This is a genomic window from Pseudomonas fluorescens (genome assembly GCF_040448305.1).
Taxonomy (GTDB): domain Bacteria; phylum Pseudomonadota; class Gammaproteobacteria; order Pseudomonadales; family Pseudomonadaceae; genus Aquipseudomonas; species Aquipseudomonas fluorescens_BH.
In genome coordinates this window covers 5,806,361-5,818,583 of sequence record NZ_CP148752.1, presented here as the reverse complement: position 1 = coordinate 5,818,583, position 12,223 = coordinate 5,806,361, and the positions used below count along the sequence as shown (strand labels likewise).

The following is a 12,223-nucleotide window of genomic DNA, read 5'->3' as shown; positions in this document are numbered from 1 at the left end:
AAAGTTCGTGATACTCACAAAACACCAAGCTGTCACATACCCAATTTGCTGAAGCGCGGCCAACCGGCCACGACTCAGTACCCGAATTTCTTGACGACCATAGAGCGTTGGAACCACCTGATCCCATCCCGAACTCAGCAGTGAAACGATGCATCGCCGATGGTAGTGTGGGGTTTCCCCATGTGAGAGTAGGTCATCGTCAAGATTAAATTCCGAAACCCCAATTGCGAAAGCAGTTGGGGTTTTGTTTTTGTCCGCAGGAAAAGCACGATCAATCAAGCACAAATTGACGCAGTTATTTTTGTCCCGGGACACTAGAATAGGTCCAACTTTTTCAGAGTCAGAGCGCTTATGCCGGATTCGGTTGACGCCAAAGAGCTGTCAGAATTACCACTAGAAAATCTGGTTGCCTGTCATGAGTGCGACTTGCTCATGCGTAAACCAGAACTCGCCCATGGCGAAAAAGCCCTGTGCCCGCGCTGTGGCTACGAGCTTTATGCCAATCGGTACAACGTCGTACAGCGCAGTCTCGCCCTGGTCATCGCCGCCTTGTTGTTGTTTATTCCGGCGAACTTTTTACCCATCATGCAGCTCAATCTACTCGGGCAATCTTCGCAAGACACTGTCTGGAGCGGTGTTGTCGCTCTTTTTGACACAGGCATGCAAAGTGTTTCAGTGGTGGTGTTCCTGTGCAGCATAGGAATTCCGTTACTCAAGCTGCTGTGCCAACTGGCCGTATTGTTGAGTATCCGTTTTGATGTCGGACGCAGCTACGGCTTGTTGCTCTATCGCATTTATCACCATATACGCGAATGGGGGATGCTCGAGGTTTACTTCATGGGCGTACTGGTGGCGATCGTAAAACTGGCAGATATGGCAACCATCACCGTAGGCGTTGGCTTGGTGTGCTTCATTGGTTTGTTGCTGATCCAAGTCTGGCTGGAGGTCGTAATGTCGCCCCACCAGATCTGGCAAGCGTTATCAGGAGAGGATGCCCATGCGGGCGATTGATGCAGGCATTCTGATTTGCAAGGAATGTCATGAATTGAACAGGCAGGAAGCTGATACCGATGAGCAAGTCTGTACACGCTGCGGAGCGCTGGTGCATGCCCGCAGCCCGAATAGCCTGGTGCGCACCTGGGCATTGCTGATTACCGCCGCCATTCTTTACATACCGGCCAATTTGTTGCCAATCATGACCGTGAACTCTTTGGGCAAAGGTGCGCCCAGCACGATCATGGCGGGTGTCATCGAGTTGGTGCACTACGGCATGTTTCCCATTGCGGCCGTTGTGTTTATCGCCAGTATCCTGGTGCCCACCTTCAAGCTGGTGGGCATTGGTTTGTTGCTGTTTTCCGTGCAGCGTCGTCAGCCCCTTTCGGCTCGCCAGCGTATCTGGATGTACCGTTTCATTGAATTCATCGGCCGCTGGTCGATGCTCGATATCTTTGTGATCGCCATCCTCGTGGCGGTCGTGAATTTTGGGCGGCTTGCCAGCATCGAAGCCAATCCTGGTGCCATCGCTTTCGCCACGGTGGTGATTCTGACGATGCTTGCCGCGGTAACTTTTGATCCCCGACTGATTTGGGATAACACGGAGTCGGACGACGACCATGACTGATTTGCCTGTAGCGAAAACCCGACCGGCTTCGAACTGGTCTGCCATTTGGGTGTTGCCCCTGATCGCCTTGATCCTCGGCGGCTGGCTCGGCTGGCGTGCCTATAACGAGACCGGTATCCAGATTCAGGTGCGTTTTGAGAGCGGCGAGGGCATTCAGGCCAACAAGACCGAAGTTGTCTATAAAGGCATGTCGGTCGGCAAGGTCAAAAGCCTCAAGCTCGATGACGAGGGCAGTTCCAAAGGCGTGATCGCCAGCATCGAAATGAACAAGGACGTAGAGCAATACCTGCGAACCAGCACGCGTTTCTGGCTGGTCAAGCCGAGCGTGACGCTGGCAGGGATTACCGGTCTTGAGACGCTGGTTTCAGGTAACTATGTCGCCATCAGCCCGGGGGAAGGCGAGCCGGTCCGCAAGTTCAAGGCGCTGGCCGAGGAACCGCCGCTCTCCGATGCCCAACCCGGTCTGCACTTGACCATCAAGGCTGATCGCCTGGGCTCGCTGAACCGTGGTAGTCCGGTGTTCTACAAACAGATCAAAGTAGGCCAGATCAAAAGCTATGTGTTGTCCGAGGACCAGAACACTGTCGAACTCAAGGTCTTCATTGAGCCGACTTACGCCAAACTGGTGCGCAAACACACACGTTTCTGGAACGCCAGCGGCATCAGCATCGACGCCAATCTGTCGGGTGTGAAAGTTCGCAGTGAATCCCTGGCCAGCATCGTCGCCGGCGGCATTGCCTTCGCCACCCCGGAAAACCGCAAGGACAGCCCGCCTACCGACCCAAGCCTGCCGTTCAGACTCTATGAAGACTTCGATGCAGCGGCGGCCGGTATCCGGGTCAAGGTCAAGCTCAGCGACTTCGAAGGCTTGCAGGCCGGTCGCACGCCGGTGATGTACAAAGGCATTCAAGTCGGCAATCTCAAGGCGCTGAAGGTCGATCCTGACCTGTCCGGGGCCACCGCCGAATTGACGATGGACCCATTGGCCGAGGATTACCTGGTCGAAGGCACCCAATTCTGGGTGGTCAAACCGTCGATTTCCCTGGCGGGGATTACCGGCCTCGAGGCGTTGGTCAAAGGCAACTACATCGCTGTGCGGCCTGGCGACAAGGGTTCGGCACCTCAACGGGAGTTTGTGGCACGGGCCAAGGCACCGCCGCTGGATCTGCGTGCACCGGGCCTGCACCTGGTGTTGTTCACGGAAAATCTCGGCTCGCTGGAAGTCGGCAGCCCGGTTCTCTACAAGCAGGTTAAAGTCGGCTCCGTACAGAGCTATCAGTTCTCACGCACCAAGAAACAACTGATCATTGGTGTGCACATCGAGAAGGAATACGAAGGCCTGGTCAACGCCTCGACGCGCTTCTGGAACGCCAGTGGCATCACCCTCACGGGCGGACTGACCGGCGGGGTCCAGGTTAAAAGCGAGTCGTTGCAGAGCTTGATGGCCGGCGGCATTGCCTTCGAGACCCCGCAAGACAAAGCCCCGTTGCAGAAGCGTATTCCGCGTTTCCGCCTGTTCGCGAACCATGAAGACGCCACGCAGAAAGGCGAAGTCATCACGCTCAGGCTCGATCGCGCTGATGGCCTGCGTACCGGCACTCCGATTCGTTTCAAGGGGCTGGATGTCGGCAAGGTGGAGGATGTTGATCTCAGCGAGGACCTGCAATCGGTGCTGCTGACCGCGCGGATTACCGAAGTGCCGGAGCGCATCGCCCGGGTCGGCAGTCAGTTCTGGGTGGTCAAGCCTGAGCTGGGCCTGATCAAGACGTCCAACCTCGAAACCCTGGTGACCGGGCAATACATCGAGGTGCAACCGGCGCCTAAGAACCTGGGACCGCAGAAGAACTTTGTCGCTTTGGCCGCAGCTCCCGAAACTGCCAAGCAGGAAGCGGGTTTGAGTCTGGTGCTGAGCGCAGCCCGTCGTGGTTCGCTGAAGGCCGGCGTACCAGTGACCTATCGCGAAATCACCGTGGGCAAGGTAACGGGTTATGAGCTGGGCGAGACCGCTGATCGCGTCCTGATCCATATCCTGATCGAACCGAAGTACGCGCCACTGGTACGCAGCGGTACACGGTTCTGGAACACCAGCGGTTTCGACTTCGATGTCGGTCTGTTCAAAGGTGCAACGGTGCGTACTGAATCACTGGAGACGATGATTCAGGGCGGTGTGGCCTTTGCCACGCCGGATGGCGAGCGCATGGGCAGCCCGGCGCGACCGGAGCAGACGTTCGCGCTGTTCGACAAGTTTGAAGAGGAGTGGCTGGGGTGGGCGCCGAAGATTTCCATCGGCAAGTAGCCAATTGGAGGCAGTGCTGTCCCCATCGCGAGCAGGCTCGCTCCCACATTAGATCGGTGTTGAACACAATCCAGTGTGGGAGCGAGCCTGCTCGCGAAGAGGCCTTCAAACGCACTGAAAGGCCAAAAACGGGTTGATAAAAAAGGCCGCGATCCATTGGACCGCGGCCTTTTTCATTGCCTTCTATTCAAGCCTCAGACCGCATCCAGCTCCGGTTCATCCGCTTCTTCGTTGACCGTCGTCTTCACCTGATCGTGACGACGGATGTACTTCCAGTCCGCCTCATCGATGTAGATGCCGGCCGGGCCGCTGCCGCCTTCCAGGTCGATGGCGACACTGGCGCAGACCTGCGGCTTCACGCTCGCCAGGATCGGCACGAAGCCCAGTTGCAGGCTGGTTTCCAGCAAGGCGGCCTGGTTTTTCTCATCGATGTCCGCCGCCTCGTCGAGGTAGTACGGCAGGCGCACGCGACCGGCCTGGTCACGGTCCATCAAGTGCAGCAACAAGTACATGTTGGTCAGCGCCTTGATGGTCATGGTGGTGCCGTTGGAAGCGGCGCCGTCGATGTCGGTATGGATCACCGGTTGGCCGTTGACCTTGGTGATCTCGAACGCCAGTTCGAACAAGTCCTTGAGGCCGAGCTGGTTGTGGTTGGCCGCCACCAGCCGCGCCAGGTATTCCTTGGCCTCTTCGTTCTTGTTGTCCTGCTCGGCGCTTTGGCTCAGGTCGAAGACCGACAGGGTTTCGCCTTCTTCGTACTGACCGGCGCTGTGGATGATCTGGTCGATGTGCTTGAGCGCTTCCTTGTTCGGGGCGAGCACGATGCGGAAGCTTTGCAGGTTGGAGACCTGACGTTTGTTGATCTCGCGGTTGAACAGTGCCAGTTGGTGTTCGAGGCTGTCGTAGTCGCTGCGGATGTTGCGCAGGGTCCGGGCGATGTCCGTTACGGCCGCACGGCGAGCCTTGCCCAGGGTCAGGGCTTCGTCGGTGCGGTGCGCATAGGCGTTGATCAGCAGTTGCAGGCGACGCTCCATATCGTCTTCGCTGTCGAACTTGGCCACGCCCTTGAGGCGCACCTGAGCGTACAGCGCTTCGATCTGGCCATCGGCCCGCAGCAGGCCTTGCCAACTGTCCTGGTAGTCGTTGAGCAGCGGCAGCAGGTTGTCCATGGAGTCGTCGATCGGGTCCATGAACGGTGTGCCGAACGGCAGGTCCGCCGGCAACAACTGGCGACGGCGCAGGGCGTCGTCGAGTGTGCGTTGTTTGGCTTCCATGTCGCCGATCTGGCGGCCGACCAGTTGCAGCTTGGCCGACAGTTGCTGGACGCGCTCGGTGAAGGCGTCGCTGGAACGCTTCAATTCGTCCTGAGCGGCTTCCATCTGCGCCAACTGTTCCAGCTTGTCGCCTTCCTCGGCGCTCAGGGTTTGCGCGCGACGGAAGTCTTCCAGGGCTTTCTGCGCATCAAGCACTTGCTGATACAGCGCTTCGGTCTGGGTCTTGCTCGCGGCGCGGTCGGCGGCCACGGCCTGCTGGGTCTTGAGTTGCTTGAGTTCTTTGTCCAGGCGTTCCTTCTGGTCGCGCAATGCTGCGCGGTCAGCCAGGGCCTGCAATGCCGGCGGTTCGATGTGGGAGATGTCGATGGACAGGCCCGGCACTTCGAAGCGTTCGCCTTTGAAGCCGTCGAGGATCAGCTCCACGGATTTCACCCAGTCGCCGTTTTCGTCGAGGGTGATGCCGTGTTCGCCTAGCGGCAGGCTGAACAGCGCGCTGTTGAACAGGCGCATCAGGCGTTCGACGTCTTGCTGCGAGAACTCTTCGCGCAGGCGGGCGTAGCTGTTGTTGTCGGCGTGATCGAGTTGCTGCTTGACCGACTTCAGGCGTTTTTCCAGGTCGCGCAGACGTTCGTCGAGATCTTCGGCGCTGAACTGGCGGGACTGTGCCAGCGCACCGGCCAGTTCGTCGTGGGCGTCCTTGGCCGCCAGCAGTTGTTGCTCCAGCACCTTGACGTCATCGATCAGGGCAAAGCGATGCTTGAGCACCGACAATTCGCCGAGCCAGCGCTGGATGCCAGTGATTTCCCGCTCCAGACGCATCAGTTCCTGGGTACCGCCGCGCTGGTCGTTTTGCAGGGCGTCCTGCTCGTTGCGGTAGTGTTCGGCCTGAATGGTCAGCTCTTCCTTGCGCGCACTGGCGTAGTCCGACCAGGTACCCAGCAGGGAGTCGAGTAGCGGAGAGATCCGGTGCAGCTTGCCGCGCAGGATGTCGCGTTGCTTCACGCCGTTCGCCAGCGCCTCGACCAGCGGGCCGGCGGCGACCAGCGAGTTGTAGTCCTGCTCCATGCGACGTACATCGCGGAACGCTTCTTCGCACGCGGCGATGTAGTCGACGCTACCGGAGCGCAGGCTGTGCTCGAAGGCATCGAGGAACAGCTGCTTGAGCTTGGCCGCAGTGATTTCGCGCATGTGCAGCAGGTTGATGAACAGTGCGCGGAAGGTCTTCAGGCTCTGCTCGCTGGTGGAGCGCAATGGAATCAGCGTCAGGTCCAGCGGGATCGAGGTGTGACCGCCGACCAGCAAACGGCGCAGTTCATCCGGCTTGAGTTCGTAGGCTTTCAGGCCTTCGCGCTCAAGGTTGGTGAACAGCTCTTTCTGGCGCAGGCAGGTGTCGTTTTTCTGGTAGTGGGCCAGGTCCAGCTTGCCGGCATAGGCAAAGAACTGGTGACCGAAACCGCCGCCCGGGCCGCGGCCGACCACACCGATCACGTGGGGGCCGTGGGGCAGGTTCACTTCGACCAGGATGTAGCTGGTGTCCGAGGCGAAGTAGAAGCGCCGGGATTGCTCCAGGCTGTACTTGCCGAAGCTCATGTCCGACATGCGCGCCAGGATCGGGAACTGCAAGGCGTTGATCGAGGCGGATTTACCGAGGTTGTTCGCGCCGTAGACCGACAGCGGCTCTTCCAGCGGGAACAGGCCGAGGCTGTAGCCGGCGGTGTTCAAAAGGGCAAAGCGGCGGATGCCGTAACGTTCCTTGCTCATGCGTCGAGCTCCTGTTCTTCGGCAATGGCGCGGGCCAGGGCGTCTTCTTCGCTTTCGTCTGCAAATTCCGCGAGGTCGAGCGGGTCGTCGGTCTGCAGCAGTTTTTCGTCACTGTCTTCGTCGATCAGCACCGGCACCGGCAACGGCAGGACGCTGTGCAGGCTGGCGGCCAGATCGCGGTCCTGCTGCACCGACAGGCACACATCGAGGAAGCGGTGCATCGGCGGCAGGAAACGGTAGATGCCGTTTTCTTCGCTGGCGAAACCGAGCTGGGTCATGCGGCGCATGATTTTTTCTTCGAGCTCGTCCTGGGTCTGCACCTCGGCCTGGATGAACAGGTCGCGGTACTTTTCCAGCAACGACGGAAGCTCATCGCGACCGAGGCTGCCGCCGTCGAGCACGGAGATCGGGTCGCGGCCCTGGTCGGCCAGGTGCTCGACGAGGATGAAGGTGAACAGCGCCAGACGCTGGGCGGTCTTGTTCACCGCGGCCGCCGCGAGGTCCGGCACGAAGTAGTAGAAGCCGCGGGTGTCGCAGACCAGTTCAAAGCCCAGGGCCTTGAACAGCGTGCGGTACTGGTCCTGAAAGTTCGACAACTGTGCGTACAGCTCCGGATCGCGGCGGCTGACGTGGTAACCCTTGAACAGCTCGCGAAAGATCGGTGCCAGATGGGACAGTTCGGATAGATCAAGTTGCATAAGAAGTGCTCGCAGAATCCTCGGCGGTGGTGTCGCTGACCGAGAGCAGGGCGAAGGAGCGCAGGCTGACCTGATGCTCGTGTGTGTAGTAGTCGCGACGTTCCAGACGCTCGCGCGTGAAGCGTTTTTCCCGCGACAGGCGCGAGAACCAGTACAGCAATTCGTCGGTGGCGCCGTCCGGTTCCTGCTCCAGCAGCCAGGTCATCAGGTCTGGCATCGGCAGGGCGTCTTCGCAGCGTTCGAGCATTTCCCGAACGGTGCGTGGCGCCCGTGGCGCTTCGCCTTTCTGGGTCTTGTGCGCCTTGGGGAAGCGCGCCGGTTTCGGCTCGAAACGCGCTAGGGCATAAACGTAGGCTTCGACCTGACTGGCACTGCCGAGGAAGGTACTCTGCGGGCGAGTGAACATCGGCATCGCCGCTTGTGGCACGGCGTCGATGCCCTTGCGACGGATCATCGACAAGGCCAGCGCCGCGCCACGGGTCACGGCATTGTGCCGGCGCGCTTCTTCACGCAGCGGCAGCAGCAGCTCGCGGGCGTGACGCAGGGTCAACTGGGCGCTGGTCTGCATTTCGAGGATGCGTGCGTGGGTGCGCAGCAGCATGTCGTCGTCGACCAGGTGGCCGAGGCGCTGCTGTTCGCTGAGCATCTTCAGCAGGACGGTTTCGACCTTGCGCACGCCTTGTTCGAAGGCGCCGTCGGCGTTCACCAGATCAATCATCGGCTCGACGTATTCGTCCCAGGTCGCCAACACTTCAGCGTAACGCTGGCGCAACGGAATCTGCCGGTCGCTGGTTTTCGCCCGTTCGGCGACGGCCACCAGTGCCTGTTCGTCGTTATCGAGTTTTTTCAGTACATCGCGAACCCGCATGTCGAGCAGGCGCAACTGGCGCGCCAAGTCATTGCCGTCGCGGATATCGAACGCGTCCTGGATATAACCGGCCAGACGCTCGAGGTGGCGCAGGTAGGCTTCGATTTCCAAACACAGGCCAAGGCGGTGTTCGCGGCGCAGGTAGGCGAGGAAGTCGTGAATCTGCGCATTGAGCTCGAAACGGTTTGGGCTTTTGGCCACGGGAACCAGGATGTCGAGGCGAATCCACACGTCCAGCAGGCTGGTGATGTCCTGCGGCGTACTGTCGAGTTGCTGGGTGGTCAGTTGCGTGCGCAGTTCGTTCAGGCTCAGTGTGCCTTGGTCGAAGTGCTCGCACAGTGGCTCCAGAAGTGCCCAGTGTTCAGCGAGGGCGCGCAAGACGCGCTTGGGTTCGATCATCGTAATGGCCGGCTGGTTGGCGATTAAAAGCCGCGATTGTACTGCATCGGGGGCAATGCGATTCAATCTCGGGACGGGCTGTCGCCTTCTTTTCGGTAAAGTGCATCGATCAACTGCGGGCGATCTTTAGCGAACGGCGGTAGAATCAGCGCACTTTAGTTATCCACAAGTGGCCGACCTTTGCTTATCGAGTCCCGTCGTCGCGCTTATCTGGCCGCCATGCAGGTGGTCAACTGGCTGCCGCGCACCGAATTGCCCTTTGCCGCGCCGTCGCGGCCCGAGCTGCTGGAGATCCCCGAGCCGGTTGTGGTCGCGCCTGTCGTTCCAGCTGTTGTGGCTCAGACGCCCGTGGCGCCTGTCGCCAAGCCGGCCGAGCGGGCGAAGTTCGAGGTGCCGCGACCATCGCTGACCAGCACCCGCACCGGGGCCAAACCGGTGGAAGAGGCCGAAGAGGCGCCCGTGGTGGTCAAGGCGCCGATCGTGCCGCCGCCGCGTTTTGCCCTGCAATTGCTGCGGGCCGGGCGTTGCCTGCTGCTGGTGGAGTTACCCACAGGCGAATCCTTCCAGACGCGCGATCCTGCCTACCTGCTGCTCAAGGACATGCTGCGTGCCGCCGGTCTGCCGGACAGCCCGCAGATCGTCGGCGAGCCGGTGCGTTGGCCGCTGCTGGTGCGTGGCACGATGGATCAGGGCCCGGAAGCGGCCCGCGACTTCGTGCAAGGTTTTCTCTCGGTGCGCATGGAAGAAGCGCCCTGCGCCTGTTTGTGGCTGATCGGCCTGCCCGCGGTGCGATTTGCCGGCGAAGCGGATGCCGAGGCGTTCAATCGCGAGTTGCAGATCGAAGGCCTGGGCTCGGCCTGGGCGGTACCGGGCCTGGAATTATTAATGGAAGAGCCACAGCGTAAGGCTGATGTCTGGCAAGCCATGCGTCGGCTGATGGCGCGCTGGAAAGAATCGAATGAGTGACGCTGTATCGTTTCGCCCGATGACCGAGGCGGATCTGGAAACTGTACTGAAAATCGAATACGCGGCCTACAGCCATCCCTGGACCCGCGGGATTTTCCTCGATGGCCTGGGCAAGTATCAGATCTGGCTGATGTTCGAAGGTCAGCAACAGGTCGGCCACGGTGTGGTGCAGATCATCCTCGACGAGGCGCACCTGCTGAACATTACGGTCAAGCCGGAAAACCAGGGCCGTGGCCTGGGGCTGACATTGCTTGAGCACTTGATGTCGATTGCCTACAAGGCCGACGCCCGGGAGTGTTTCCTGGAAGTGCGCGACAGCAATACCGCGGCGTTCAAGCTGTATGAGCGATATGGTTTCAACGAGATCGGCCGGCGTCGGGATTACTACCCGGCGGTGGGCGGGCGCGAAGATGCGGTGGTCATGGCCTGCACTTTGGTGGATTGAGCCTCAAAAGCTTCGCGAGCAGGCTCGCTCCCACAGAGATTTGTGTCGTACATAAAACCTGTGGGAGCGAGCCTGCTCGCGATGGCGATCTTTCAGACACTGAAGATCAGCGCTTGCCGTCCATCGGATCGCGTCGCGCCAGTTCCGCCTCATCCAGGCCATTGCCACCGCCAATATCGTCCTCATCGACGATGCTCAGGTCCCAATCCGCGCGCTTATCATCGCCCGCCTCATGGGCATCCCGGGCGCCGTCTTCACGGATCAGGGTTTCCGGGCTCAGGTCGTCGTCGGTAGGTTGATGGTCACTGGTCGAGGCACCAGTCAGGCCCGCTTCACGTCCGCGGCGACGAGGCATCAGTTGCTCGCGCTTCTCGTCCGTCAATTCGTCACCGATTCTGGCGCCGGGCTCTTCTTCATCGAAATCCAGCTCACGCACCGAGCCCATGCGGTCTTCGTTGTCATCAACGGGTTCCGGTTGCACCGCATCGTACGGACGTCGTGAATCATTCATGGCAATTCCTCATACTGTAGGCCTTACTACGGTTGACCCTCGTGGCGACCGAGAATTCCACCGGCATGGAGCCCCGTGTGTTCCGGATCAGGAGAGCATCTGCATTTCGCGCGTGACCCCGACGGACGGTTGTCAGTCAAAGCTGCGCATCATTCTTGAGGCTTCAAAGCATGAACGAATTACAAGATCTGATTGATAACAACGAGCGTTGGGCCGCTGCGATCAAGGAGGAAGATCCTGACTTCTTCGCCAAGCTGGCTCGCCAACAGACCCCTGAGTTCCTGTGGATCGGATGTTCCGACGCCCGGGTGCCGGCCAACGAGATCGTTGGCATGCTGCCAGGCGATCTGTTCGTACACCGTAATGTGGCCAACGTCGTGCTGCACACCGACCTCAACTGCCTGTCGGTGATTCAGTACGCGGTCGATGTGCTCAAGGTCAAACACATTCTCGTCACCGGCCATTATGGCTGCGGCGGTGTGCGTGCTTCGATGCAGGATCGCCAGTTCGGCCTGATCGACGGCTGGCTGCGTTCGATTCGCGATCTCTATTATGAAAAACGCGAAGAACTGGCCAAATACGCCACTGAAGAGGAGCGCGTCGACCGTCTCTGCGAACTCAACGTGATCCAACAGGTGGCCAACGTCGGTCACACCAGCATTGTACAAAACGCCTGGCACCGTGGGCAGAGCCTGTCGGTCCACGGCTGCATCTACGGCATCAAGGATGGCCGCTGGAAGAGCCTGAACGCGACCATCAGCGGTTTCGAGCAACTGCCGCCGCAGTACCGTCTGCGTCCGTTCGAACCCCTGTAAAGCCCTTCAGCACGGACTTTGCCGACGCCACTGTTGCAAAAACAGCTGGCCGTCGGCGTTCGGCTCTTCATCGTAGCCGGTAATCCAGCCACGGCACTCGTATGAGCCGCACTGGCAGGCGAACTGGCGTTGCAGTTTGTCTTCGCTGGCGGCGAAGTCCATGGTCAGCCAGTCACCCTTGCTGATGTCCTTCAGCGCCCATAACCACAACTCGCTCAAGTCGAGAAAGACATTGGGGTCGCAGGAGTGCCGCAACAGTCCGCAGAAGCGCGGGTCGTAAACGTGCACACCCGGGGCGAGCTGGCGGGTATGCCGGCAGCGATAGGGCAGCAAGTGCCCCGACGCCCGACAGAGACGAGTGATTCGCGGGAATTCGCGCCGTGCGGCAATAGCCGTGGCTTCGCCCTTGGCGTTTTCAATGATTTCGAAGTCGGCCAGGGAAGGAAATCCCAGGCGAACGGGCAGCTCCGAAAAGGGGTAAACACCTTGCGGCGGTTGTGGGCGTTTTCCTTGAGGGGCGTGAGCTTTCATAACGATCCCTGTCTGCTGGGTGCTGCGACTTCCTTGCG

11 protein-coding genes and 1 rRNA gene are annotated in these 12,223 nt (G+C 59.9%); 7 read left to right on the top strand and 5 right to left on the bottom strand.

Features of this window, described 5'->3' with window-relative positions:
* The first annotated feature begins 89 nt into the window (after window positions 1-89).
* From rrf to WHX55_RS26460, 4 genes are all read left to right on the top strand, one after another.
* Window positions 90-205 (top strand): 5S ribosomal RNA (rrf, locus tag WHX55_RS26475).
* Window positions 206-351: 146 nt separating this feature from the next.
* Window positions 352-1,011: a paraquat-inducible protein A gene (locus tag WHX55_RS26470; RefSeq protein ID WP_150728042.1), complete on the top strand. Its 660-nt coding sequence runs from the start codon at window positions 352-354 to the stop codon at window positions 1,009-1,011.
* Entirely contained in the window at window positions 998-1,621 is a 624-nt protein-coding gene (locus WHX55_RS26465) for a paraquat-inducible protein A (protein ID WP_150728041.1), read from the top strand. The genes WHX55_RS26470 and WHX55_RS26465 overlap by 14 nt, the downstream gene beginning before the upstream one ends.
* Window positions 1,614-3,917 (top strand): MlaD family protein, encoded by a 2,304-nt coding sequence (locus tag WHX55_RS26460; protein WP_353741587.1) that lies wholly within the window; start codon window positions 1,614-1,616, stop codon window positions 3,915-3,917. The genes WHX55_RS26465 and WHX55_RS26460 overlap by 8 nt, the downstream gene beginning before the upstream one ends.
* A gap of 194 nt (window positions 3,918-4,111) precedes the next feature.
* Here WHX55_RS26460 and mksF read toward each other — a convergent pair whose 3' ends face one another.
* Genes mksF through mksB form a run of 3 tightly spaced genes read right to left on the bottom strand, consistent with a single transcriptional unit; the run spans window position 4,112 to window position 8,917 of the window.
* On the bottom strand, window positions 4,112-6,952 hold the full coding sequence (gene mksF, locus WHX55_RS26455) for an Mks condensin complex protein MksF (RefSeq protein WP_150756395.1): 2,841 nt from the start codon (window positions 6,950-6,952) through the stop codon (window positions 4,112-4,114).
* Entirely contained in the window at window positions 6,949-7,650 is a 702-nt protein-coding gene (gene mksE, locus WHX55_RS26450) for an Mks condensin complex protein MksE (protein ID WP_150759032.1), read from the bottom strand. The genes mksF and mksE overlap by 4 nt, the downstream gene beginning before the upstream one ends.
* A complete protein-coding gene (gene mksB, locus WHX55_RS26445; RefSeq protein ID WP_353741586.1) occupies window positions 7,640-8,917 on the bottom strand; it encodes an Mks condensin complex protein MksB in 1,278 nt (425 codons plus the stop codon). The genes mksE and mksB overlap by 11 nt, the downstream gene beginning before the upstream one ends.
* 219 nt (window positions 8,918-9,136) lie before the next feature.
* Between mksB and WHX55_RS26440 the strand changes: the two genes are divergently transcribed.
* Complete coding sequence (locus WHX55_RS26440) at window positions 9,137-9,883, top strand: energy transducer TonB (RefSeq protein WP_353743089.1); 747 nt, start codon at window positions 9,137-9,139, stop codon at window positions 9,881-9,883.
* On the top strand, window positions 9,876-10,328 hold the full coding sequence (gene rimI / locus WHX55_RS26435) for a ribosomal protein S18-alanine N-acetyltransferase (RefSeq protein ID WP_007978046.1): 453 nt from the start codon (window positions 9,876-9,878) through the stop codon (window positions 10,326-10,328). The genes WHX55_RS26440 and rimI overlap by 8 nt, the downstream gene beginning before the upstream one ends.
* A 106-nt stretch (window positions 10,329-10,434) precedes the next feature.
* Here rimI and WHX55_RS26430 read toward each other — a convergent pair whose 3' ends face one another.
* Window positions 10,435-10,839 (bottom strand): serine kinase/phosphatase, encoded by a 405-nt coding sequence (locus WHX55_RS26430; protein ID WP_150728036.1) that lies wholly within the window; start codon window positions 10,837-10,839, stop codon window positions 10,435-10,437.
* A gap of 170 nt (window positions 10,840-11,009) precedes the next feature.
* Between WHX55_RS26430 and can the strand changes: the two genes are divergently transcribed.
* Window positions 11,010-11,654 carry a carbonate dehydratase gene (gene can, locus WHX55_RS26425; RefSeq protein ID WP_150728035.1) on the top strand — a complete coding sequence of 215 codons (645 nt, stop codon included), beginning with the start codon at window positions 11,010-11,012 and terminating at the stop codon, window positions 11,652-11,654.
* 6 nt (window positions 11,655-11,660) lie between these two features.
* Here the strand turns inward: can and WHX55_RS26420 are convergent, their stop codons facing one another.
* Window positions 11,661-12,185 carry an SET domain-containing protein gene (locus WHX55_RS26420; protein ID WP_150728034.1) on the bottom strand — a complete coding sequence of 175 codons (525 nt, stop codon included), beginning with the start codon at window positions 12,183-12,185 and terminating at the stop codon, window positions 11,661-11,663.
* Window positions 12,186-12,223 lie beyond the last annotated feature (38 nt).